Raw genomic sequence first — 24,600 nt, 5'->3', positions numbered from 1 at the left:
CCGACAACCGACGACAGATCACCCTCGAAGCGCGAGAGGCAAGGGACAATGGATCAGCGCAACGCCCACAATGCCGCCGAGGTCGAACCCTGGTATCGCCAGTTCTGGCCCTGGTTCATCATCTCGGTCCCCGCCGCCACCGTGATCGGCTGCATGTTCACCATCTTCCTGGCGATCACCCGGCCGGATTCGCTGGTGGTGGATGACTACAGCCGCATCGCGGAGACTACGGAGCGTCGCTTCCGCATGGCAGACGCAGCCTCCGGGCTGGGGCTGGAGGGCCGGCTGCAGGTCGCCGCAGGACAGGGCGCTGTGGAGGTACGGCTCGCGCAGAACGGCGGCACCGGCGCGGACCCTCTTGCCTGGCCCGAGACATTGCTGCTCGAGCTGTCGCATCCGACCGTGCCGGCAAAAGACATGGACATCGTGCTCACCCGCGCACCGACCGCCGGCGAGGCGACCTACCGGGCGCGCCTCACGCCGATGGCGGCGGAGCGCTGGTACGCGGCGGTGGAATCGCTGGGAGAAGCGGCCGCAGGCTGGCGTCTCACGGGGGAGGTTTCACAGCGGGACGGCCGCGGCACGCTGACGCCCGCCGGCTCCCGCGACGATGGCTGACACGCGCAGCTGTTTCCACTGCGGTCTGCCCGTGCCGGCGGGCCTGGACCTGACCGCCCGCATCGACGGCGAGGACCGGCCGATGTGCTGCCACGGCTGCAAGGCGGTGGCGGAACTCATCGGCGCCTCCGGGTTCGATGCCTACTACCGGTTTCGTGAGCTGCCGCCGGGCGCGGCCCCCGCGCCGCCGCCTGGCGACGACGATCACTGGCGCGGATTCGACGACCCGGAGACGCTGCCGCTGTTCGCGGCCACGCGGGCGGACGGCCGCATCGAGGCCGTGCTGCACGTCGAGGGTCTGTATTGCAGCGCCTGCAGCTGGTTGCTGGAGAACGTGCTGCGGCGGCTCCCCGGCGTCGACGAGATCACCGTCAACACGGCTTCCTCGCGCCTGCACGTCATCTGGCGGCCGGCGGACACCCGCTTCAGCGCCATACTCGGCACCATCGAGCGGCTGGGCTACCGGCCGCATCCCCAAAGCCTGAGCGAATCGTTCTCGCCGCGGCACCGGGAGCGGCGTCAGGCGCTGAAGCGTCTGCTCGTCGCCGGCGTGGGCATGATGCAGGTGATGATGTTCGCGGTCGGGCTCTACGCCGGCGCTTTCCAGGGCATCGACCCGGAGATGCGCCGCTTCCTGGTCTGGGTGAGCGCGCTGGTCACCACGCCGGTGGTGTTCTACGCCGGCCGCCCGTTCTTCCAGTCGGCCTGGCGCGGGCTTCGGTCCGGGCGGCCCGGCATGGACCTGCCGGTCTCCATCGCCGTCGGCGGCGCCTACGCTGCCTCGCTGTACGCGGCGGTCACCGGCCACGGCGAGGTGTATTTCGATTCCGCGACCATGTTCGTGTTCTTCCTGTCACTCGGCCGCTTCCTCGAGATGAGCGCCCGCCACGGCGCCACCGAGCGCTCGGCCGCCATCGGCCAGCTGCTGCCGGACACCGTGCGGCGCGTCGCCGAGGGAAGTGACGGCGACGAAGAGATCATCGCCGTCGCCCGGCTGCGTGCGGGCGACCGGTTCGTGCTGCGTCCCGGCGAGCGTGTGCCCGCCGACGCCCGCATCCTCAACGGGCAGGCGTCCATGGACGAATCGCTGATCACCGGCGAGTCGGAGCCGGTGCCGCGAGCACCGGGAGACGAGGTTACGGCCGGGAGCATCAACCTGGACGGGGCCCTGACGCTGACGGCCGAGCGGGTGGGCCAGGACACGATGCTCGCCTCCATCTCGCGGCTGCTGGAACGGGCCCAGGCGGAACGGCCGGCGGTCGCCGTGCTGGCCGACCGGGTGGCGAGCTGGTTCGTCGTCGCCGTGATCGCCATCGCGGCGACTGTCGGCGCGGCCTGGTGGTGGATCGACCCGGGCGTCGCATTCCCCGCCGCGCTGGCGGTGCTCGTGGTCACCTGCCCCTGCGCCCTGTCTCTGGCCACGCCTGCCGCCCTGGCGGCGGCGAACACGGCGCTGGCCGACCGGGGCATCCTCGTCACCCGCTCCCGCGCCCTGGAGGGACTGGCCGATTTCGACCGCATCGTGTTCGACAAGACCGGCACCCTCACCCGCGGGCGGCCCGAGCTGGAGCGTGTGCTGCCGCTGAGCGGGGATATCGATGCCGGGCGGTGCCTCACCATCGCGGCCCGGCTGGAGAGCGGGTCCGAGCACGCGCTGGCACGCGCGTTCCCGCGCCGGGGCGATATTGACGATATTGACGATACTGGCGGTACTCCCGCGGATCTGCGCCCGGTGCCGGGGCGCGGCATCGAGGGCACCGTCGACGGCGAGCACTACCGCATCGGCTCGGCGGAATTCGTCGGCGAGGCCGCCGGCGCCGCGCTCGCACGCATCGAAACCGCCGCTGCCTCTACCGTTGTCTTCCTCGGCGACGCAAGCGGCCGCGTGCTGGCCGCCTTCGAGCTGCGCGACGCCCTCCGCGACGATGCGGCCGAGGTGGTCCGCACCCTGCGCGACGCCGGCATCGCCACGGCCATCGCCAGCGGCGACCGCCCCCGCACCGTGCAGGACATCGCCGGCCGGCTCGGCATCGATGAGGCCCGCGGAGGCCTGCGCGCCGTGGACAAGCTCGCCTGGGTGCGGCAGCTGCAGGCCGGCGGGGAGAAGGTCGCCCTCGTCGGCGACGGCATCAACGACGCACCGGTGCTGGCGGGCGCCGACGTCTCCATCGCCATGGGCGCGGGCACGACGCTGGCGCAGTCGAGCGCCGATGCGGTCCTGCTGGGCGACTCGCTCGCCCCGCTGCTCGAGGCGGTGGAACTGTCACGCCGGACGCGCCGCATCATCCGGCAGAACATCGGCTGGGCCATCGGCTACAACGTGCTGGCCGTGCCCCTCGCCGCCTCGGGCTTGCTGGCACCGTGGATGGCGGCCATCGGCATGTCGGCGAGTTCGCTGCTCGTGGTCCTGAACGCGCTGCGGCTGCGCCGGGGCGGTGCCGCGGCGCGGGTACACCGGACCCCCGTCGAGGCCGCGCGCGCTCCCTCGCCGGGTCCGCTGGAGGCTTCGTCGTGAGCGTGCTCTACGTCCTGATACCGCTGGGCCTGGTACTGCTCGGCCTGGCCGTCTGGGCTTTCTTCTGGGCCGTCGGCAGCGGCCAGTTCGACGACATGGACACGCCGGCGTGGCGGGTGGTCATGGACGACGACCGGGCGCCGCCGGCCCGCGACGAGGACAAAGAGGATGAGCGCTGAAGGCGGCCTGCTGGCGGCCCTGGTGGCCGGCCTGCTCGGTTCCACTCACTGCCTGGGCATGTGCGGCGGCATCGCCGGCTGGCTCGGGCTGAATACCGCGGTCAGAGGCGCCGCCGGACGTTCCGGCTTCGCGCTCGCGTACAACACCGGGCGGATCGGCGGCTACGTGGCACTGGGCGCGCTGGTGGGTTTCCTCGGCGCCGCCGGCGGCTCCGTATTGGGTCTGCGCGAATGGGGCCCGGCGCTGCGCCTCGCATTCGGCGTCGTCATCGTGCTGATCGGCCTGCAGCTCGCCTTCGGCTGGAACCCGCTGCGGCCGCTGGAGGCGTGGGGAGCGCGGGGTTGGCAGAAACTCGCCCCGCTCACCGGGCGCCTCCTGCCGGCGCGTACCCCGCTGCACGCCGTCGCCCTCGGCGTGCTTTGGGGCTGGATCCCCTGCGGGCTGGTCTACTCGATATTGCTGGCGGCCGCGGTCTCCGGCGGCGCGGCACAGGGCGCACTCGTGATGGCGGCCTTCGGTCTCGGCACGCTGCCGGCGATGGTGCTGGCGACCGCCGGTGCGGCGCGGCTGGCCTCACTGACCCGACGGACCGGCGTGCGCCGGGCGGCGGGCGCGCTGGTGGTGCTGGCAGGCCTGTGGACCATGGCCATGCCGGTCATACACATGACCGCGGCCCACGGCGGTCACGGGGCCATGGTGATCGACACGGAGACCGACATGCAGCGCGACCCGGACATGCCGGCGGAGCACGCCGGTCACTGAGCCTCGGCGGCCGCCTCCGCCTGTTCCTCCAGCACCTGGTCGCTCCATTCCTCCTCGTAGGCATGGGAGGCCGTGCCGGATGCGCTGAGCGCATCGGCGAAGGCGACCTGTTCGGCCTGCGGCACCTGCTCGTGGCGGAACGTGCGGCTCACGGCGAACACCGCCAGAGGCACGTACATCAGCGCGATGAACAGATACAGTGCCGGCGCGCTGGTCACCGACATCAGCAGCGATGCCGCGACCGGGCCGACCGTGGCGCCGGCACCGTAGGCCAGCAGCAAGCCGGCGGAGACGGCCACGAAATCGTCCGGATTCGCGTGATCGTTGGAGTGGGCTACCGAGATGGGGTAGATGGTGAAAGACGCGCTGCCCCACAGGAAACTGAGGAAGTAGAACAACAGGTTGCCGGCACCGGCGCCGGCCGCCAGCCAGATGGTGAAGCTGACGGCCGCGCCGAAAGCCGCGACGCCGGCGATGACGCGGCGTCGGTCGATCCGGTCCGACAGGCCGCCGAAAGGAAACTGGCCGGCCGCGCCGCCGATGAGCGCCGCGCTCATGAAGGTGGCCGTACGCGAGACGTCCAGCGCATCGCCAGCCGCCACCAGCGGCGCAAGCGACCAGAAGGCGCCGTTGCCGAGCCCGGAGGCCAGCGTGCCCGCGACACCGGAGGGTGATACGCGCCACAGGCCGCGCAGATTGACCACCGTGACCTCGGGCAGCCGCGGTGTCGGCGAACGGGTCAGCGCCACGGGGATCGCGGCGAGCGACACCAGCGTGGCGATGACGGCGAACAGCTCCACGCCGGTCGGGTCGTACGCACGGAGCAGTTCCTGGCCCACCGCCATGGCGCCGAAGCTGATGAAAATATAGGTCGAGAAGACGAGTCCGCGATTCTCGTTGCTCGCCCGTTCGTTCAGCCAGCTTTCGATCACGATATAGAGTACGGCGAAGCAGAATCCGGTAGCGGCACGGAAGAAAAACCAGGCGACCGGGTCGACCCACAGCGCCTGGATGAGGGGGACGGCCGAGGCCATCGCGGTCATCGCCGCGAACGCTCGCACATGGCCCACCATGCGGATCAGGCTGCCGCCCTGCAGGCAACCGACGGTGAAGCCGAGGAAATAGCTGGCACCGATCAGGCCCACCGACAGCTGGGCGAAGGCCTCGGCGCCGGCCCGGAACGGGACCAGCACGGCCTGCAGTCCGTTGCCGACCAGCATGAGGGCGACGCCGAGCAGCAGCGCCGCCAGCGGTGCGAGGGTGCGTCTCATGTACCGATGGCGTGCCGGACGGTGTCGCCGAGGAAGCCACGGCAGGCTGCCCCGATCAGGGGCGATACGTCGATGGCATTGGTGTCGTGTGCGATGGTGTTGCAGGAAACCACGCGGCCGGCGCCCGCCGCGCGGAGGTCCGCCACCGCGCCGTCGGCGAACACCGGGTGGATGGCGATGCAGACCGGCTGCGGGCCGCCGCGGCCGTTCACTCGTGCGACCGCCTCCGCCATCGTGCGGCCGCTGGAGATGATGTCGTCGAGGATCACCGGTTGCCTGCCGTCGTGGGCAAGGAGGTCGGGTTCGCTCACCGAGACGTCCCGGTCGCCGCGTCGGACCTTCTCGAGCACAATGAAGGGGGCAGCGGCAACGGCGGCGACCGCCTCCACCCACTGGCGGCTCTCGCTGTCCGGCCCGATGAGCACGGGTTGCGACACATTCTCGCGCACCCATGCGCCGATGGCCGGCGCGGCGTGCACACAGACCGCCGGTACCGTGTAGAGCTCCGAGAGTGCGGCGTAACGGTGCAGATGTGGGTCCACGGTGACCAGGCCGTCGAATTGCGCCGAGAGCAGACCGGCGTAATAGCGCGAGGTGATGCCCTCTCCTTCGCGGAAGCGGCTGTCCTGGCGCATGTAGGGCAGATAGGGTGCAACGAGCAGGACGCGGGCGGCGCCCAGGTCGCGAAGCGTCGCGGCCGTGAGCAGGACCCGCAGCGTCGTCTCGTCCGGCGGCTGGAGGCCGGCGCACAGAATGACGTTGGCGCCTGCGCAGGGCGAGGCCACCCGCACGTAGACCTCGCCGTCCGGGAAGCGCCGCGTGTCGAGTTCACCCCTCGTCGCGCCGGTGGCCGCGACGACCGCCTCGACGACCGCCTCCGCGGGCATCTGGACGGCTGCGTCGGCCCGCGGGGAGCTCCCGCCGAGATTGAATAAGAGGGTGTTCATCGGTCAGCCGACAGCGTAATCACATCCGGATGCACACGAAAGTACTCCAGCGCATATTCCAGTTCCCCCGGGCTCTCCGCATGCAGCGTCATGAGCACGTCACCGCGGCGCACCCGGTCACCGATCCGCACGCACAGCCCGAGACCTGCCGCCTTGTCCGCCGGTGCGCCGGCCAGCTTCGCCAGCCGGGCGGCCTTGCGGTTGTCGATGGCGTCGACGGTGCCCTCGTGCCCGCTGAAGACATCGTAATGATACGCCGCCCGCGGCGGCTCCCGCAGCCCGCCCTGGGCTTCGCAGATACGCTGAAAACGCGCCCATGCGCGGCCGGAGTCCAGCAGCTCCGTCGCCAGCGCCACCGCATCCTCCGCGCGGGCCCGGCCCGACAGCCGCAGGATGCCGGCGGCGAGTTGCAGCGCGCGCTGGCGGAGGTCCGCGGGCGCGTCGGGCTCGCCGCGCAACACCGAGAGCACGTCGCGCGCCTCGAGGGCGGGCCCGATGCCGCGGCCGATCGGCTGGCTGCCGTCGCCCACGTCGATGTGCAGGGCGAGCCCGAGCGCGCCGGCGACCGCGTGAAAGTGGCCGGAGAGCCGCTCGGCAGCGGCGAGGCTGCGCACCTTCGCGGTCGGTCCCACGGGCATGTCGACGACCACGTGGGTGGAACCGGCCGCCACCTTCTTCGAGAGGACGGAGGCCACCAGCTGACCCTCGCTGTCCAGATCGAGGGCCCGCTCCACCCGGATCAGTATGTCGTCCGCCGGGCTGAGGCTGGCGGATCCGCCCCAGGCGAGACAGCCGCCCTCACGCTCCACCACCCGGCGCATCTCTTCCAGGCCGAGGTCGACCCGGGTCAGCGTCTCCATCGTGTCCGCTGTGCCAGCCGGCGAGGTGATCGCCCGGGACGACGTCTTCGGCATCGTCAGCCCGGCCTCGGCCGCGATGGCGACCACGATGGGCGTGGTGCGGTTGCCGGGCAGGCCGCCGACGCTGTGCTTGTCCACGATCGGCGACCCGGTCCAGATCAGGCGCTCGCCGGCCCCGACCATGGCCCGGGTGAGGTGGACGATCTCCTCGCGGGTCAGCCGCTCCCCGGAGCACGCGGCGACAAAGGCGGCGAGCTGCACGTCCATGTAGCGGCCCGCGACCACGTCGTCGATGATGCGCTCGAACTGCACGGCGTCCAGCTCGGCGCCGTACACCTTGGCCCGCACGTGCGCGAGGGAATCCACCGGCCGCGGGTGGTGCAGGACCAGTGTCTCTCCGTCGGCCAGACCGAGACGCCGCCATGCCGCCTCCGACAGGCCGGCCTGGCCGCTCCTCAGCAACTGCGACTCCACGATCATGAGCGTCGCGATGATGGACGCAGCGCCGGTGTCGACGCGCACCTGGGACATGGCCTGGAAGCCCTCCGAGCGCGCCACTTCCGAATCCCGTCGCAGAAACAGCACCGGCTCGTGGCGGGTATCGACGCCCAGGCGCACGGCCTCGAGACGGACACCATGCGCCCGGCCGCCGCTCACCCGCGCCCACCGAGCTCGATCTTCTGCCCCCGCTGGACGCGCGTGACCACCGCGCCGTACTGCGACTCCAGTTCGCCGGCGAGGGCGGTCATGGCATCCGGCTCACCGTGTACCAGGGCGACCGGCGGCCGGCCCCGGAAAGCCCCGTACCAGTCGGCCAGCCCCCGTTGATCGGCGTGGGCCGAGAGGCCGCCGACGGTGTGCACGGCCGCGGCTACCCGCACGCTCTGTCCCAGCAGCTTCACGCGGCGGGCCCCGTCGACGAGCAGGCGCCCGGTGGTGCCCGCCGCCTGGAAGCCGGCGATGATCACGTGGCATTCGTCGCGCCACAGGTTGTGCAGCAGGTGATGGCGGATGCGCCCGCCGGTGCACATGCCGCTGCCGGCGATGATGATCGCCCCGGAGCGCATCGAATTGAGCGCCCGGGAGTCGTCTGCCGTGCGGGAGAACGCCAGGTTCGGCAGGGCGGACTCGTGGTCCTCGCCGCTCCAGAAGCGGGCGGCTTCCCGATCGTAGAGTTCGGGATAGCGGCCGTGGATGGCGGTCGCCCGGATCGCCAGCGGGCTGTCCAGGAAGATACGCCAGCGCTCGAGCTTCGCCTCCTCGAAATGACGCGCGAACCAGTAGAGTATGAGCTGGCTGCGTCCGACGGCGAAGGCCGGGATCAGGATGTTGCCCTCCCGTTCCCGGGCGCTGGCCACGATGTCGATGATCTCGTCCCGGGTATCGTCCCAACTGCGGTGCCGGCGATCGCCATACGTGGATTCGAGGATCACCAGGTCGGCCTGCTCCAGCCGTTCCGGGTCGCGCAGGATCGGCGCGTCCCGGTGCCCGAGGTCGCCGCTGAAGACCACCCGACTGCGTTCGCCGTCCTCCTCCAGCTCGAGCGAGACGATGGCCGAGCCGAGGATGTGCCCGGCGTCGTGCAGCGTCAGCCGGACGCCGGGGCAGATCTCGGCCGGCTGACCGTAGGCGACGTCGCGGAACTGTTTCATCACCGCCTCGGCGTCGTCCCGCGTGTACAGCGGCTCCCTGGGCGGCAGCCCGGCGCGTGCACGGCGCCGATTCTCCCACTCCGTGTCCTTCTCGGTGATGAAGGCGCTGTCGCGGAGCATGATGCGGCACAGGTCCCGCGTCGCGCGATGGGTATAGACGGTCCCGTCGAAGCCCTCCCGGGCGAGCAGCGGCAGGCGTCCCGAATGATCGATGTGCGCGTGACTCAGGACGACGGCGTCGATCCCCGCAGGCGTGAAGGGGAACGGCTCCCGGTTGCGGTCCTCGTCCGCGCGCCGCCCCTGGATCAGCCCGCAGTCCAGCAATATCCGTCGTCCGCGCACGTGCACGACGTGGCAGGAACCGGTGACCTCACGCGCCGCGCCGCAGAACTCGATGTGCATGCCGGACCCTTGCCGCCTTCTCGCCGCTCACTTGCCGCCGCCCTGCCCGGTCCCGTGCCGTATACCCGCCAGCGACATGGCGGGACCCGGGTGTCCCGGTCCTCTCCGGGTATTACAGGGCATCCCGGCGGCGGGCCGCATCGGGGATTGCCGCAGCCGCTCCCGTCGGCGCCCGCCCGCTATAGCCGCTTTCCACGATTTACCCGTGCGGATGACCGTATTTCAATGACTTACGATAGTGGCCGATGCCGAAATCGTGACCCGTGCGGCGACATCCGCCCCGCGGCCGAGGTATGATGGTTGTTCAACGAGACTGACTAAAGGTAGGGAACATGGCAGCCAGCCGCAGACTGCTCCAGCGGGCGATGGACGAGGCCAACAGCTACGCCGACTGGCGCGAGGCCGCGATCAGCCACGACAAACTGACGGGCATGGATCAGTGGCGCGCGGTGGAGAAGACCGGCCTGTACGACTACCACTCCATCCGTCAGCGCCTCGACACGCTGCGCGAGCTGCGCGCCAGCAAGGACGACCACGGCCTCCTGTTCACCCTCAACGAAGGCATCCACGGCAACATGGCCGGGATGGGCAAGACGGCGCTGTACAAGCGCGCAAAGTTCGGCACCAAGCAGCTCATCGAGGAATACGTCGACGAGATCGTCGACGCGCTGCACTACCTGTCAAAGCTGCGCTCCAACAAGATCAGCTTCGAGGAAAGGCTGGATTTCTTCCGCCGGGCGGATCACTGCTTCGGCCGCTCGGCGCTCATGCTCTCGGGCGGCGCCGTGCTCGGCCACTTCCACGTGGGTGTGGTCAAGGCCATGCTGGAGGAGGACGTACTGCCCTCCGTGGTCTCCGGCTCCAGCGCCGGCTCGCTGATCGCCGGCGTCCTGGGCACGCATTCCACCGCCGAGCTGCACGAGATGTTCGACCCGCGCAACCTGCTGATGGAGGCGCGCCAGGAGGTGAGCTGGCTCGGCCGCCTGATGTCGCCCACCACGCCGAGCATGGACGTGCACGACGTCGAGGACACCGTCGACCGGCTGATCCCCGACCTCACGTTCCAGGAGGCCTACGAACTCACCGGACGCAAGATCAACATCTCGGTGGCGCCGGCCGAGGTGCATCAGACCTCCCGCCTGCTGAACGCCATCACCTCGCCGAACGTCTACATTCGCAAGGCCGTGATGGCATCCTGCGCGGTGCCCGGCATCTACCCGCCCGTGATCCTCGAGGCGAAGAACAAGAACGGCCGCCGCCAGCCTTATCTGCCCCAGCGTCGCTGGGTGGACGGCTCGGTCAGCGAGGACCTGCCCGCCAAACGGCTGGCGCGCCTTTACGGCGTCAACCACTACGTCGCGAGTCAGACCAATCCGGTCGTGCTGTGGTTCATCCAGGATCCGAAGGAAGAGCCCAGCCTGCTTTCCACGGGCCTGCATCTCGGCTTCCGGACCTACCAGGAATGGCTGCGCTCCACCCACTGGATCACCCAGCGCCTGACCAAGCCGGCGCCGCGGCTGCAGATCCTCGCCAACATGTTCTACTCGGTAGCCACCCAGACCTACACCGGCGACATCAACATCATGCCCCGCTATCGCACCTTCAATCCGACCAAGCTGCTGACGCCGCCCACGGAGAAGGAACTGATGTTCTACATCAAGGAGGGCGAGCGGGCCACGTTCCCGAAGATCGAGCGTCTGCGCACGGCGTCCAAGATCAGCCGGGCGCTGGATCAGATCCTCAACCGCTACGAGCGCCGCGCGCTGCGCGAGGCGCACCGGATCAGCGCCAGAAACGCCTCCGTGCCCTTCGGCGAGCGGAGGATCAGCGCGGCCTGACGGGCGGTCTCCCGCTCGGCCGGCTCAGGCGACGAACAGCCACGCGCAATAGCCGGCGTAGCCGGCGAGCAGCAGTCCGCCCTCGGCCCGCGTCAGGCGCGAGCCCGTGTACATGAAGCCGAGCGCGACGACGGATACCACCAGCATGATGCCGAGATCGACGGCGCCGACGCCGTCTCGCCCGAACGGCGTCACCAGTGCCGCGATACCCGGGATGGCGAGGGCATTGAAGATGTTCGAGCCGATGATATTGCCGGTGGCCATCGCCCCCTGACCGCGGACGGCCCCCACCACCGAGGTGGCGAGTTCGGGCATGCTGGTGCCGACGGCCATTACCGTCAGCCCGACCACCGCCGGCGTCACACCGAGCGCCAGCGCGAGCGCCGCGCCGCCCTTCACGAACAGAGAGCCGCCGGCCAGCAACAGTGCCAGGCCGGCGGCGAACAGCACGAGGGCCACGCCCGTCGAGCGTCCGCCCTCCTGGTTCTCCTCCGCGAGCCGGGCCGATGCGTCGCGCGAACGCAGGGAGGCCACGGTGTAGATCACGATGGCGGCGGTGAGCAACAGACCGTCCAGGCGTGACAGCCGGCCGTTCGCCAGCAGCACCACAAGGGCCACGGCGGCGGCGATCATCACCGGACCCGCGCCCCGGATCAGCCCGCGGTCGACCTCGGCCGGCCGCAGGACGGCAACGGCGCCGAGGATCAGCGCCAGGTTGCAGATGTTCGAGCCCACGACGTTGCCCACGGCGATGCCGCCGTAGCCGGCCAGCGCCGCATCGAGAGAGACCACGAGTTCCGGCGCGCTGGTGCCGAAGGCCACCACGGTAAGGCCGATGACCAGGGGCGAGAGCCCGACGCGCTCGCCGAGGGAAACGGCACCCTTGATCAGCATCTCCGCGCCGACGAACAGGAGGAGCAGGCCTCCTCCGAGCTGCAGCAGCATCGTGATAGCGCGAATCTCCGTGGCAAATCGCCGCACCACCATAACCGATCCGTCCCCGATCCGCTGTCGGGCTTTCGCCCTCCGGACGCGCGGGCTAAGCTCTGGCTTCCTGGTGCAACCAAGCAGCAGCACACAGAGCAGGAGACGCCGATGAGTACGCGAGCGCCGGAGTTGATCGACCGCAGCAGACTGTTCGGCGGCTACACCCACACCTACCGGCACGCCTCCGAGGCGTGCGGCTGCCCCATGCGGTTCACGCTCTACCTGCCGCCGCAGGCGGAATCGGAGCCGGTGCCCGTGCTCTACTGGCTGTCCGGCCTGACCTGCACCGAGGAGAACTTCACGATCAAGTCCGGCGCGCAGCGCTATGCCGCGGAATTGGGACTCGCGCTGGTCGCGCCCGATACCAGCCCGCGCGGGCTCGAACTGCCGGGGGAGGACACCGACTGGGACCTGGGCACCGGTGCCGGCTTCTACGTGAACGCCACCGAGGCGCCGTGGGCGGGTCACTACAACATGTACGACTACGTCGCCTGCGAGCTGCCGGCGCTGGTCGAATCCGCTTTTCCCGTGATCCCGGACCGCCGCTCGGTCAGCGGCCATTCGATGGGCGGGCACGGCGCGCTGATCGTGGCGCTGAAGAACCCCGGCATGTTCCGCTCAGTATCGGCCTTCGCGCCGATCTGCGCACCGATGGACTGCCCGTGGGGCCGCAAGGCGTTCAGCCACTACCTCGGCGAGGAAAGGAGTGCCTGGGAGCCCTGGGATGCCACCCGCCTGATCCGGCGGGGCGGCAACGACATCCCCCTGCTGGTGGATCAGGGCGACGCCGACGACTTCCTTGACGAGCAGCTGCAGCCCGGACTGCTGGAAGCCGCGTGCGAGGCAGCCGGTCATCCGCTGACGCTGCGCCTGCAGCCCGGCTACGACCACGGATACTTTTTCGTCTCCACCTTCATCGGCGAGCATCTGGAATATCACGCCGACGCACTGAAGCGCAGCTGAACACGGCTTCGCTGTCGGGATGCCTCGCAATTCCCGACCGTCGCGCTCGACTCCCTAGCTCTGCAGATACATTGGCCGCTCCCTGCCAATCTGCAAGTCCCGTCCGGCGACGAGTTGCTGCTTCAGCCTATCGGCCAGGAACTTCGTACTCTCCATCGTCAGCCGCAGCACGTCGGACACCAGCGGATCCTCGTTCAGCTGCCACTCGCAATACGCCCAGAAATACCTTCGGTAGGCGCTCTCGTATCTGCCCAGCAGGTGACTGCCGGCGGGATCCTTGCAGACGGTGCTGAGTCTGACTGCCGTAACGCTGCTCGTGGCCGCGAGTTGATACCGGAAATGCTCCGTGAGCACGCAATTGCGGAAGTCCCGGGGACCGTAGAAGAGCTGGAAAAGACGTTCTCTCGCGTGGCCGCGGACGCGTTTTTCGCGCAGCGTCTCGAACAGCGCACGTCGATGCACGAGATCCATCTCGGCACGGCGCAGGACGCCGATGGTAGGCCCCCACCGGCCCGCCGCTGCAACGGGCTCCAGCAGTCTCGCGTGGCTCGCTTCCCAGGCGGAGAACTTGCGGCAGTCGTAGGCGACTTCCTCCGCGACATGGCCCCACCGCCCGTGCCGCGAGGCTATCGCAGCAAACAGTCCCTTCTCCGACTCCTCCATGAGCCGGCGATGGAGCCGGGTACGGTAGACGAGCATCCTGCAATTCTCCTGGGGACTCTTATGGGTCCCTTTAACCCATAAAGATACTCCCCAGCTGCCGTCAGGCAAGCGAAACGCCCGTCAACGGCATCGCCGGTCGCCGCCCGTGATCGCTCATGGCTCACGCTCTGCTTCCGATATCGCTCACAAGGCCCTGATCTTCCGAGGGTGGAAACCACCGCAGGGACCACCGCAGGTCCGGTATCGCAGGGATGAGTCCGTTGCGCCTGCAAGGCCGCCATGGATCGCAAGCAGGTCGAAACCCGCGCAAGTCGGCCGGCGCGCGCCGGGCGATATCCCGGGTCAGGTGACCGGCGGATCCGTCGTGGCCGGGAAGTCGTCCGCGCAGTCCCCGTACTCGATCTCGATGGTGGAGTGATCGATGCCGTATTCCTGGTGCAGCCGGCGCTTGATGACGCGTATGACGGCCGCGGGATCGCCGTTGTCGTCGTCCAGAGTCACGTGCATCGTCAGCATGAGCCGGGCCGGCGTGAGGCTCCACACGTGGACGTGGTGGACGTCGCACACGCCGGGCACGGAGTCGGCGAGTTCCCGGCGCATCCGCGGCACGTCGAGCCACTCGGGCGTGCCCTCGAGGAGGATGTGGGCCGAGCGCTTCACCAGGCTCCAGGCGCTGCGCAGTATCAGTGCCGCCACCACCAGCGACAGCAGCGGATCGATGGGCATCCAGCCCGTGCCGAGGATCACCAGGCCGGCGATGATGGCGGCCACGGAACCCAGCAGGTCTCCCAGCACGTGCAGCAGCGCCCCCTGCAGATTCAGGTTTTCCCGGCTGCCGCCGTGCAGTATGAAGAACACCAGCAGGTTCACGGCCAGGCCGATGGCAGCGATCACCAGCATCAGGCCGGCCGTGACGTCGACCGGCGTCAGCAGGCGCTCGAACGCTTCCACCACGATCCAGCCGACGATGCCGATCAGCGTGAGGCCGTTGATGAGGGCGGCCACGATCTGGAAGCGGTGATAGCCGAAGCTGCGCTTGGTATCGGCCGGCCGCACCGCCATCCGCGCTGCCATCCAGGCGAGGGCGAGCGCCATGGCGTCCGTGATCATGTGGCCGGCGTCGGCGATCAGTGCCAGCGAACCCGCGGCGATGCCGCCGACGAGTTCCACGACCGCAAAACCGGCGGTCAGCGCGAGCGCGAGGGCCAGGCGCCTGGAGTCGGATTTCTCTTCCCGGTGTGCGCCACCGGCGTGGCTGTGACTGTGCGTGTGCATGGGATCCGTGTCGTTCCGCGGCGCAGATTGCCACGAACCGGCCCGCCGCGGGGAGGACGTTATAGCATCCGGCCCCGCTCAGGCCAGCTTGCGGGCGAGATCCGCTCCCGGCTGCTCGAGGCGGACGTGGCCGGCGGCGGCCAGCGAATGCGCTCGTTCCTGCAGACCCTGGAACAGCGCGTCCGCGCTCCCCGCCCAGTGTTCGCCATGGATGCCGACCCAGGAGTTGCGCAGCCCCTTGGCGCGGTACATTGCGATGTCGGCGATGCCGAGCACCTGCTCCCAGCTTACGAGATCCGGCCGGGAGCCCAGGAACGGGTAGCTGGCGAAGCCCACCGAGCACGTCGTGTGAGCCACCGCGCCGTTGCCGAGTTCGAACACGTGGCTCTCGATGCGGGAGCGGATCCGCTCGGCGAGGGAGGAGACCTCGGTGCTGGTCGCTTCCCGGCCGATCACCAGGAACTCGTCACCGCCCCAGCGGATGACGACGTCCGATGAGCGGCAGGCACCGATGAGCACGTCGCGCACCTCGAGCAGCATGCGGTCGCCGGCCACGTGTCCGTGAGCATCGTTCACCGGCTTGAAGTGATCCAGGTCGACCATCAGGAAGACGATGTCGTTGTTCCTGTCCATGCCGCCGCCGCGGCTGCCGCCGTCGTGCTGGCGCTGCACCAGGTCGATGTCGTCGGAGATCTGCTCGAACAGGTAACGCCGGTTCCTGAGGCCGGTGAGCGCATCGGTGTGACTCGCCTCGTGCAGCCTGGCGTTCGCCAGCTGCAGCTCGGCGTTCCGGTCGGCCAGGTCGCGCGTGCGGCTCCGCACCTGCGCCTCCAGCCGTCGGCAGTACTCGGTCTCCTGATAGAGTTCCCGCTCCCGCACGCGGTGCACCCAGACGCCGGCCGCAACGAGGCAGGCGAGCCAGGGCAGGCGCAGTTCCCAGCCGAACCACGGCGCGTCGGCCAGCAGCAGCGGCAGCGCCGCGGCCAGCCCCAGCATAATCATCGTCGCGGTCCGGCGCATCGTAGTCAGCCGGTGTTACGCAGTGCGAAGCGGCTGCGGATGGTGGCGAGATCGATCACGGCGCCCTCCGGGGTGCGGCCGAGATGGGCCGCCAGGAAGGCGGGCACGTCGTCGACGCGCAGCGGCTCGGCGAAGAAGAACCCCTGCAGCGCGTGGCAGCCCCGCTCGCGCAGGAAATCGATCTGCTCCACCGTCTCGACGCCTTCCGCGATGACGGCGAGGCCGAGCTCCCGGGACATCGCGATGATGGCCGAGCACACCGAGCGCTGGGCCGTGTCGGCCTGGCACTGCTCCACGAAGGAGCGGTCGATCTTGATGGCCTTGACCGGATACTGGATCAGCCGGCCGAGCGAGGAATGCCCGATGCCGAAGTCGTCGATCACGATGCCGACGCCCAGCGCCTTGAGCTTCTGCAGCATCACTGCCGCCTGTTTCTCGCGCATCAGCATGGCCTCGGTGAGTTCCAGCTCGAGCTGCGCGGGCGCCAGGCCGGACGCCTCCAGCGCGCCGTGGACCACACGGGGCAGGTCCTCGCGGCAGAATTCCTGCTCGGAGAGGTTGACCGATACCGGCGGCATCGTCTCCCATGTCTCGGCCCAGTAGGCGGCGTGGGCACAGGCGGCGTGCAGCACCCATTTGCCGATGGGCCGCATCAGGCCGGTCGCCTCGGCGAGCGGGATGAGTTCCCGCAGGGACACCGAACCCCGTACCGGGTGCTGCCAGCGCAGCAGCGCCTCCAGCCCCGCCACGCGTCCCGTCTCGAGATCGATGCGCGGCAGGTAGCGAAGCTCCAGCTGGTCCCGCTCGATGGCCAGTCGCAGTTCGTCCTTCAGGTCGAGCCGGTGCAGCGCACGCTGGCGCATGGTGTCGGAGTAGAATTCCTGGCCCGCGTCGCCGCCCATGCGCGCCTCATCCAGCGCGGCCCGCGCACTGTGCAGGAGGCCCTGCGCGTCGCTGCCGTCCGCCGGGTAGAGAGCGATACCGATGCTGGGCGTAACCTCGAGCTGATGCCCCTGATAGCTGACCGGGTCGGCGAAAGCGGCGCGGATGCGCCCGGCAACCTGTGCCACCGTACGGCGGTCGTCCACGTCGCGCAGCACGACCACGAATTCGTCGCCGCCGATGCGTGCGAGCTCCGTGGCGCCGCCCTCTCCGGGCCGCGCCCGCTGCACGGCGTCTGCATCGCGCAGGCAGCGCTCGAGCCGGCTGCCGACCACCCGCAGGATGGCGTCGCCGACCGCACGGCCCAGAGTTTCGTTGATGCGTGTGAAGCGGTCGAGGTCGACGCTCATCACCGCCAGACCTCGTCCGAGCCGGCTCGCGTCCTCGATCATCGCGTCCAGGCGGCCGAGGAACGCGGTCCGGCCGGGCAGGCCGGTCAGCGTGTCCGGTCCGCCGTTGCCGGCGCGCCCCGCCACGGCCATGTCGGTGACGTTGCGCGTGATCGCCATCACCCGGTCCCGGCCCTGGGTCAGCAGGCGCATCTCGTAGCGCTGTTTCTCGCCCGCACCGCCGAGCTCGAATTCAAAATTGCAGGGTCCGCGGCTCGACAGCGTGCGCCGGATGTTGCGCAGGATCAGGGCGGCCACGTCCCGGGGCAGGACCTCGGACAGGCGGCGTCGGGCGAGGCGCTCGGGCCGGAGCAGCGGGTCCTTCTCGCCGCCGCCGAGATACTCCCGCACCATCCCGTCCTCGCCCAGCACGAAGAACGTGTCCGGTACCGCATGCAGGATGCGCGCATCGGCCATGAGCGCGGGCTGCATGCCGGTCAGGGTGCGGCCGGTGTCGCCGTGCGACCGGAACCGCTCGCGCAGGAAGACGTGATCGACGGGCTTGATGAAGACCGCAGTGGCGCCGGCGGCGTATAGGCGGTGCAGCGCCTCGCGGCCGTCGCCGTCGGTCAGGGCGATCAGTGGCACGTGTTCGAGCCGGACGCGGCTGCGGACGCGCCGGCACCAGTCTTCCGTGAGCTCGCCGGCATCCACGACGATGAGCGCCGGCGGCTCGTCCGGAAAACGGCCGGCGCGAGTCGAGGCCGCAGGGATTTCGCCGACGCGGAAGCCCTCGTCGGCGAGCGCCGCCATGACGAGATCCCGGGCCTCGCCGCGCGAGGCGATCAGCAGCGCCTGGCAATCGTCGCCGCCGGTCGCGTATCCGTTTTCCCGGGTCCAGGATTGCATTATGTAAAGCCGCTGCGGCTCCCGCGTATTGAAACTGCTGTCGGGACAGAGACTAGCGCCTCGCGACGCGTCCATTGTTGAGCCAGTTCACGATTGGGCGAAGCGATGCCGGGGTCGTGGAATCCCCCGATATCCCTGCGCCGCAGGGACCCGGTATTTAGGGTGCTGGGGGGCAGCATTCCTCCCCGTGGGCCCACAGAATCCCGATGAACGAGAGCAGCCGCGATCTGACCCGCCCGGCGGATCTTCGCCACGACGCCCTGACCGGGCCGCGGCGGGAGCGCCGTCCCGTGTACGTGGACCTGCTGCCGCCGTGCAACGCCGCCTGCCCGGCCGGGGAGAACATCCAGGCGTGGCTGGGCGCCGCCCAGGCCGGCGATTACGAGTCGGCCTGGCGAATACTGGTCGCGGACAACCCGCTGCCGGCGGTACACGGCCGGGTCTGCTACCACCCCTGCGAGGACCACTGCAACAGGACGCCCATCGACCAGGCTGTGAGCATCCATGCCGTGGAGCGCTATCTCGGGGACCGGGCGCTGGCCGAAGGCTGGCAGGCGGCAGCACCCGCCGCCGCGAGCGGCCGGCGCGTGCTGGTGGTCGGTGCCGGACCGAGCGGACTGTCGGCGGCCTGGCACCTGCGCCGGGCCGGTCATGCCGTGGAGATCCGCGACGCGGGTCCCGTGGCCGGCGGCATGATGCACGTGGGCATCCCGGCCTACCGGCTGCCACGTGACGTGCTGGAGGCCGAGATCGCCCGGATCGAGGCGGCGGGGGTCGTCATCACGCTGAATCACAAGGTGGAGGACCTGGAACGGGAACGGGCGGAAGGCGGCTTCGACGCCGTCTTCGTCGCCGTGGGTGCCCATCTCAGCAAGCGCATCGACATACCGGCCCGGGACGCGGGCAGGGTCATGGACGCGGTCACGTTCCTGCGCGACGTCGACGCCGGCCAGGCGCCGCGGCTGGGTCGACGCATCGCGGTCTACGGCGGTGGCAACACCGCGATGGACGCGGCCCGGGTGGCTCGCCGGCTGGGCGCGGACGAGGCGCTGATCGTCTACCGGCGCGACCGGGAGCACATGCCGGCGCATGCCTTCGAGGCGGCGGACGCCGAGGAGGAAGGCATCCGCATCAACTGGCTGCGCTCCATCCGCGAGCTGGATTCCACCCGCATGACGGTGGAGGTGATGGAGCTCGACGAGAAGGGCCGGCCGCGCCCCACCGGCAAGACCGAGACCCTCGAGGCCGACAGCCTCATCCTCGCCCTCGGGCAGGATACCGACACCGGCTTCCTGCGCGCGGTGGAGGGCATCGAATTCCACCGCGACGGCACCGTCGTGGTGGACGAGCGGATGATGACCGGTCACGAGGGCATATACGCCGGCGGCGACATGGTGCCCTCCGAGCGCACCGTCACCGTGGGCGTGGGACACGGTAAGAAGGCCGCCCGCCACATCGACGCATGGCTGCGCGGCGAAAGCCACGAGCCGGCGCCGAAGCATCCGGTGGTGACGCGGGACATGCTCCGTCTGAGCCTCTACCAGGGCACCTTCGCGCAGCCGGAACCGAAGCGCTCGGCGGCGACCCGGGCGGAGGATTTCGGCGAGGTCGTCTCCACCATCACGGAAGCGGAGGCCAGGCACGAGGCGGCGCGCTGCCTGTCCTGCGGAAACTGCTACGAATGCGACGGCTGCCTCGCCGCCTGCCCGGAGGACGCCGTCATAAAGCTCGGGCCCGGCAAGCGCTACCGCTTCGACTACACCCTGTGCACCGGCTGCGCGACCTGCTTCGAACAGTGTCCCTGCCACGCCATCGAGATGATCCCGGAGCCCGGCCTTGAGCGCTGAACGCCAACCGTCGGTGACGACGCTGGACGGCAACGAGGCCTGCGCACGCATCGCCTACCGCCTCAGCGAGATCTGCGTGATCTATCCGATCACGCCCTCCTCGCCCATGGGCGAGCTGGCCGACCAGTGGTCGAATGCCGGCCGGCAGAATATCTGGGGCGACGTGCCCTCGGTGGTGGAGATGCAGAGCGAGGCGGGGGCGGCCGGCGCCGTGCACGGCGTGCTGCAGACCGGCGCCCTGGCGACCACGTTCACGGCCTCCCAGGGCCTGCTGCTGATGATCCCCAACATGTACAAGATCGCCGGCGAACTGACGCCGACGGTCTTCCACGTGGCGGCACGCTCGGTGGCCGGTCAGGCGCTGTCGATCTTCGGCGACCACCAGGACGTCATGGCGACCCGCCCGACCGGTTTCGCGCAGCTCGCCTCCGCCTCGGTGCAGGAGGCCCAGGATCTCGCACTGATCGCCCATGCCGCGACACTGGAGACCCGGGTGCCGTTCCTGCACTTCTTCGACGGCTTCCGCACCTCCCACGAGATGAACACCTTGGAGCTGCTGCCCGACGACGTGCTGTCGGCGATGGTCCCGGAGGAACTCGTGATGGCCCACCGCGCGCGCGCGCTCGATCCGGACGCTCCGGTACTGCGCGGCACCGCCCAGAATCCGGACGTCTACTTCCAGGCCCGGGAGGCCGCGAACCCCTGGTACGCAGCCGTCCCCGCCGCCGTCGCCGGGGCCATGGAACGCTTCGCCGCGCTGACGGGCCGCCGCTACCGGCTGTTCGACTACACGGGTGATCCGGAGGCCGAACGGGTGATCGTCCTGATGGGCTCGGGCGCCGGCACGGCAGCCGAGACGGTGGAGCACCTGAACGCCCGCGGCGAGAAGGTGGGGCTGCTGCAGGTCCGCCTGTTCCGACCCTTCGACGCCGAAGCCATGCGCTCGGCGCTGCCGCCCACCGTGCGCCGGATCGCCGTACTGGACCGCACCAAGGAGCCCGGCTCGCTGGCGGAACCGCTGTGCCTCGACGTCACCGCCGCGCTGAGCAGTGGCTGCGTCGGCGCTCACCCTGGCGTCGGCAACGGGCCGCTGATGATCGGCGGGCGCTACGGTCTGTCCTCGAAGGAGTTCACGCCCGCCATGGTCCGGGCCGTCTTCGACAACCTGGCCGCCGACGAGCCGAAGCGTGGCTTCACGGTCGGCATCGACGACGACGTGAGCGGAACGAGCCTGGCCGTGCCGGCGGATTTCCGACTGGTGCGCGGCGAGACATTCCAGGCGGTGTTCCACGGACTCGGCGCGGACGGCACCGTCAGCGCCAACAAGAACACCATCAAGATCATCGGCAGCCGGCCGGGCACCTATGCCCAGGGTTACTTCGTCTACGACTCCAAGAAGGCCGGCTCGCGGACGGTATCTCACCTGCGCTTCGGACCGCGCCCCATCCGCTCCACCTGTCTGATCGAGGAGGCGGATTTCGTCGCCTGCCACCAATTCGATTTCCTGCGTACCGGCGACGTGCTGGGGCTGGCCCGGCGCCGGGCCAGGGTGCTGCTGAACGCCCCGGGGCCCGCCGACGGCATCTGGGCGCAGCTGCCCCGCTCGGTACAGCGGGAGATCCTCGACAAGGACCTGGATGTGTGGGCGATCGACGCCTACCGGGTGGCCCGGGAGGCCGGGCTGGGGAGGCGCATCAACACGATCATGCAGACCTGTTTCTTCCAGCTCATGGGCATCATGCCCGCGGAGGAGGCGATCGCGCAGATCAAGGAGGCCATCGGCCGGAGTTACCGCCGCAAAGGCCCGGAGGTGGTCGAGCAGAACTACGCGGCCGTGGACCGGGCCGTCGCCAACCTGGCGCCGGTGCCGCCCGGGGAAGTCACGGCCACGTCCGACCGCCGGCCGCCCGTGCCGGAGGATGCGCCGGAGTTCGTGCGCCGCGTGACCGGCCCGCTGCTGGCCGGCCGCGGCGACGCGTTGCCCGTGAGCGCCCTGCCCGCCGACGGCACCTGGCCGACCGGCACCGCGGCCTGGGAGAAACGCAACATCGCCGACTTCGTGCCGGAATGGGACCCGGAGATCTGCATCCAGTGCGGCCAGTGCGGCGCCGTCTGCCCCCACGGCGTCATCCGGGCGAAGTTCTTCGACGACGACGGACTGGCTGACGCACCGGACGGCTTCCCCAGCGCGCCGGTCTCCGCGCGGGGCTTCCCGGATACCCGCTATACGCTGCAGGTCTACGCCGAGGACTGCACCGGCTGTGCGCTGTGCGTGGATGCCTGCCCGGCGCGGAATATCGAGCGTCCCGCCGAGCGCGCCATCAACATGCGCCCGAAGCCGGCGGATCTGGAGCCGGTGCGCGCGCACCTCGCCTGGTTCGAACGGCTGCCCGACGTGGACCGGGGCCACGTGGACTTCTCCAACATCCGCGGCGTGCAGTATCTGCCGCCCCTGTTCGAGTTCTCCGGCGCCTGCGCCGGCTGCGGCGAGACGCCCTACCTGAAACTGCTGTCCCAGCTGTTCGGCGACCGGGCTGTGATCGCCAATGCCACCGGCTGCTCGTCCATCTACGGCGGCAATCTGCCGACCACGCCCTGGGCGAAGAATCACGAGGGCCGCGGGCCTGCCTGGTCCAATTCGCTGTTCGAGGACAACGCGGAGTTCGGCCTCGGTTTCCGGCTGAGCGCGGACCAGCATCGCCGTCACGCGGAGCTGCTGCTGCGCGAACTGGCCCCCCGGCTGGAGCCGGACCTGGTGGACGGACTACTCGACGCGGTGCAGGACGAGGAGTCCGAGATCCGCGAACAGCGCCGCCGCGTGGCCGCGCTGCGGGAAGCCCTGGGCCGCATCGACGACCCCCGCGCGACGCGCCTTGCCTCGCTGGCCCGCCATCTGGTCAGGCACAGCATCTGGCTCGTCGGCGGCGACGGCTGGGCCTACGACATCGGCTACGGCGGCCTCGACCACGTGCTCTCGCTGGAGCGCGACGTGAACGTCCTGGTGCTCGACACCGAGGTCTACTCCAACACCGGCGGCCAGGCGTCGAAATCCACGCCGACGGCCGCGGTGGCGAAGTTCGCCGCCGGCGGCAAGAGCGTGGCCAAGAAGGACCTGGCGCTGCAGGCCATCGCCTACGGCCACGTCTACGTCGCCCGCGTCGCCCTAGGCGCCAACCCGCAGCAGACGCTGCTCGCCTTCCGCGAGGCGGAACGCTATCCGGGGCCCTCCCTGATACTCGCCTACAGCCACTGCATCGCCCACGGCATCAACATGGAGCACGGCCTCAGGCAGCAGAAGCTTGCGGTCAGCTGCGGACACTGGCCGCTGATGCGCTACAACCCGCTGCTGGCCGAGCAGGGCCAGGAGCCCTTCCTGCTGGACTCGCCCAGGCCGACGAAGCGCTTCCGCGACTACGCCAGCCGGGAGATGCGCTACCGGGTGCTGGAGGCCAGCGACCCGGACCGCGCCGAGTGGCTGATGACCCGGGCGCAGGAACACATCGACCGGCACTGGCGCATCTACGAGGAGATGGCCGGCCGCGGCACCGAGGCCAACCCGTATCGCCACCTCGCCGCCGGCGACAGCCCCGGAGGGAAACAGGCATGAAACTCAGCACGACCTATCTCGGCCTCGAACTCGAACACCCCGTCGTCGCGTCGGCCTCGCCGTTGTCGCAGACACTCGACGGCGTCCGCCGTCTCGAGGACGCCGGCGCCGCCGCCATCGTGATCCACTCCCTGTTCGAGGAGCAGATCCGCCACGAGGCGGCGGCCCAGGCCCATCTGATGGATGCCGGCAGCGAGAGCTTCGGCGAGGCACTCAGCTATTTCCCCGACCTGGGCGGCGCCGAGATCGGCCCCCAGCAGTACCTGGAGCACATCCGCCGCTGCCGCGAGGCCACCAACATCCCGATCATCGCCAGCCTGAACGGCGCGAGCCCCGAGGGCTGGACCGACTACGCGCGGCTCATCGAGGACGCCGGCGCGCACGCGCTGGAACTGAACCTCTACTATCTGCCAGCCGATCCGGCGGAGTGCGGGGCCGACGTGGAGCGCCGCTATCTGCAGACGGTGCACCTGGTGCGCGAAGCGGTCTCGATCCCTCTGGCGGTGAAGGTGGGCCCCTGGTTCAGCTCGTTCGGACATATGGCGCTGCAGCTGGAGTCCGCCGGCGCGGACGGCCTGGTGCTGTTCAACCGCTTCTATCAGCCGGACTTCGACATCGAGAAGCTGGAGGTGGAGCCCACGCTGGAGCTGAGCGGCTCCGGCGAGATCCGCCAGGGCCTGTTCTGGCTGGCCCTGCTGCACGGCCGGCTGCAGGGATCGCTCGCCGCCACCAGCGGTGTGACCAGCGCGGCCGAGGTGGCGAAGTACCTGCTCGCCGGCGCTCACGTGGTCATGACCGCCTCGGCCCTGCTGCGCCTCGGCCCGCCCTATCTCGCCAGTCTGCGCGACGGCCTGGCGGACTGGATGGAGGCCCGGGGGTACGAGGACGTCGACCAGGTACGCGGCGCCATGAGCCACGGGCGCGTGGCCGAACCGGCCGCCTTCGAGCGGGCCAATTATCTGCGCGTGCTGGACAGCTACCAGAACCGCTGGGGCTGAGACTCCGGCCCGGTC

General features: G+C 69.9%; 18 protein-coding genes. 9 read left to right on the top strand and 9 right to left on the bottom strand.

The annotated features are described in order from the left end of the window. The first annotated feature begins 48 nt into the window (after positions 1-48). Genes ACJMKZ_RS01845 through ACJMKZ_RS01830 form a run of 4 tightly spaced genes read left to right on the top strand, consistent with a single transcriptional unit; the run spans position 49 to position 4,075 of the window. The gene (locus ACJMKZ_RS01845) at positions 49-618 is read left to right on the top strand and encodes a FixH family protein (RefSeq protein ID WP_405231490.1); all 570 of its coding nucleotides are present in this window, start codon (positions 49-51) and stop codon (positions 616-618) included. Next, positions 611-3,133, top strand: a complete 2,523-nt coding sequence (locus ACJMKZ_RS01840) for a heavy metal translocating P-type ATPase (RefSeq protein WP_405231489.1) — start codon at positions 611-613, stop codon at positions 3,131-3,133. Before ACJMKZ_RS01845 ends, ACJMKZ_RS01840 begins: the two co-directional genes overlap by 8 nt. Continuing rightward, entirely contained in the window at positions 3,130-3,312 is a 183-nt protein-coding gene (gene ccoS / locus ACJMKZ_RS01835; protein ID WP_405231488.1) for a cbb3-type cytochrome oxidase assembly protein CcoS, read from the top strand. Before ACJMKZ_RS01840 ends, ccoS begins: the two co-directional genes overlap by 4 nt. Then, the gene (locus tag ACJMKZ_RS01830; protein WP_405231487.1) at positions 3,302-4,075 is read left to right on the top strand and encodes a sulfite exporter TauE/SafE family protein; all 774 of its coding nucleotides are present in this window, start codon (positions 3,302-3,304) and stop codon (positions 4,073-4,075) included. Before ccoS ends, ACJMKZ_RS01830 begins: the two co-directional genes overlap by 11 nt. Here ACJMKZ_RS01830 and ACJMKZ_RS01825 read toward each other — a convergent pair. The 4 genes from ACJMKZ_RS01825 to ACJMKZ_RS01810 are packed head-to-tail and all read right to left on the bottom strand — an operon-like array spanning position 4,069 to position 9,207. Continuing rightward, entirely contained in the window at positions 4,069-5,346 is a 1,278-nt protein-coding gene (locus tag ACJMKZ_RS01825) for an MFS transporter (RefSeq protein WP_405231486.1), read from the bottom strand. The genes ACJMKZ_RS01830 and ACJMKZ_RS01825 overlap by 7 nt on opposite strands. Next, positions 5,343-6,293: a ribose-phosphate diphosphokinase gene (locus ACJMKZ_RS01820; RefSeq protein WP_405231485.1), complete on the bottom strand. Its 951-nt coding sequence runs from the start codon at positions 6,291-6,293 to the stop codon at positions 5,343-5,345. Before ACJMKZ_RS01820 ends, ACJMKZ_RS01825 begins: the two co-directional genes overlap by 4 nt. Further along, positions 6,290-7,810 (bottom strand): thymidine phosphorylase family protein, encoded by a 1,521-nt coding sequence (locus ACJMKZ_RS01815; protein ID WP_405231484.1) that lies wholly within the window; start codon positions 7,808-7,810, stop codon positions 6,290-6,292. The genes ACJMKZ_RS01820 and ACJMKZ_RS01815 overlap by 4 nt, the downstream gene beginning before the upstream one ends. Next, positions 7,807-9,207, bottom strand: a complete 1,401-nt coding sequence (locus ACJMKZ_RS01810) for an MBL fold metallo-hydrolase RNA specificity domain-containing protein (protein ID WP_405231483.1) — start codon at positions 9,205-9,207, stop codon at positions 7,807-7,809. Before ACJMKZ_RS01810 ends, ACJMKZ_RS01815 begins: the two co-directional genes overlap by 4 nt. A gap of 332 nt (positions 9,208-9,539) precedes the next feature. Here ACJMKZ_RS01810 and ACJMKZ_RS01805 point away from each other — a divergent pair, with 332 nt between their 5' ends. Then, positions 9,540-11,045, top strand: coding sequence for a DUF3336 domain-containing protein (locus tag ACJMKZ_RS01805; RefSeq protein ID WP_405231482.1), 1,506 nt, complete (start codon positions 9,540-9,542; stop codon positions 11,043-11,045). Between the two features lie 24 nt (positions 11,046-11,069). Here ACJMKZ_RS01805 and ACJMKZ_RS01800 read toward each other — a convergent pair whose 3' ends face one another. Then, positions 11,070-12,032 (bottom strand): calcium/sodium antiporter, encoded by a 963-nt coding sequence (locus ACJMKZ_RS01800; RefSeq protein WP_405231481.1) that lies wholly within the window; start codon positions 12,030-12,032, stop codon positions 11,070-11,072. 108 nt (positions 12,033-12,140) lie between these two features. On the opposite strand from ACJMKZ_RS01800, the gene fghA reads away from it, so the two are divergent. Next, positions 12,141-12,995, top strand: coding sequence for an S-formylglutathione hydrolase (gene fghA, locus ACJMKZ_RS01795; RefSeq protein ID WP_405231480.1), 855 nt, complete (start codon positions 12,141-12,143; stop codon positions 12,993-12,995). A 54-nt stretch (positions 12,996-13,049) separates the two neighbouring features. Here fghA and ACJMKZ_RS01790 read toward each other — a convergent pair whose 3' ends face one another. The 4 genes from ACJMKZ_RS01790 to ACJMKZ_RS01775 form a co-directional block, all read right to left on the bottom strand. Continuing rightward, positions 13,050-13,694 (bottom strand): hypothetical protein, encoded by a 645-nt coding sequence (locus ACJMKZ_RS01790; RefSeq protein ID WP_405231479.1) that lies wholly within the window; start codon positions 13,692-13,694, stop codon positions 13,050-13,052. Positions 13,695-14,000: 306 nt separating this feature from the next. Further along, complete coding sequence (locus ACJMKZ_RS01785; RefSeq protein WP_405231478.1) at positions 14,001-14,933, bottom strand: cation diffusion facilitator family transporter; 933 nt, start codon at positions 14,931-14,933, stop codon at positions 14,001-14,003. Positions 14,934-15,011: 78 nt separating this feature from the next. After that, on the bottom strand, positions 15,012-15,935 hold the full coding sequence (locus ACJMKZ_RS01780; RefSeq protein WP_405231477.1) for a GGDEF domain-containing protein: 924 nt from the start codon (positions 15,933-15,935) through the stop codon (positions 15,012-15,014). A gap of 23 nt (positions 15,936-15,958) precedes the next feature. Next, positions 15,959-18,133 carry a putative bifunctional diguanylate cyclase/phosphodiesterase gene (locus tag ACJMKZ_RS01775; RefSeq protein WP_405231476.1) on the bottom strand — a complete coding sequence of 725 codons (2,175 nt, stop codon included), beginning with the start codon at positions 18,131-18,133 and terminating at the stop codon, positions 15,959-15,961. A gap of 206 nt (positions 18,134-18,339) precedes the next feature. On the opposite strand from ACJMKZ_RS01775, the gene ACJMKZ_RS01770 reads away from it, so the two are divergent. From ACJMKZ_RS01770 to ACJMKZ_RS01760, 3 genes are read left to right on the top strand one after another with little or no spacing between them, the layout of a single operon-like run. Beyond that, complete coding sequence (locus ACJMKZ_RS01770; RefSeq protein WP_405231475.1) at positions 18,340-19,980, top strand: NAD(P)-binding protein; 1,641 nt, start codon at positions 18,340-18,342, stop codon at positions 19,978-19,980. After that, positions 19,970-23,587 (top strand): pyruvate:ferredoxin (flavodoxin) oxidoreductase, encoded by a 3,618-nt coding sequence (nifJ, locus tag ACJMKZ_RS01765; protein ID WP_405231474.1) that lies wholly within the window; start codon positions 19,970-19,972, stop codon positions 23,585-23,587. The genes ACJMKZ_RS01770 and nifJ overlap by 11 nt, the downstream gene beginning before the upstream one ends. Next, complete coding sequence (locus ACJMKZ_RS01760) at positions 23,584-24,585, top strand: dihydroorotate dehydrogenase-like protein (protein ID WP_405231473.1); 1,002 nt, start codon at positions 23,584-23,586, stop codon at positions 24,583-24,585. The genes nifJ and ACJMKZ_RS01760 overlap by 4 nt, the downstream gene beginning before the upstream one ends. Positions 24,586-24,600 lie beyond the last annotated feature (15 nt).

Source organism: Lentisalinibacter salinarum (assembly GCF_040706555.1).
GTDB classification, from domain to species: domain Bacteria; phylum Pseudomonadota; class Gammaproteobacteria; order Steroidobacterales; family Woeseiaceae; genus Lentisalinibacter; species Lentisalinibacter salinarum.
Note: the sequence above shows the minus strand (reverse complement) of the source record. Positions and strands in the feature narration are given on the sequence as shown.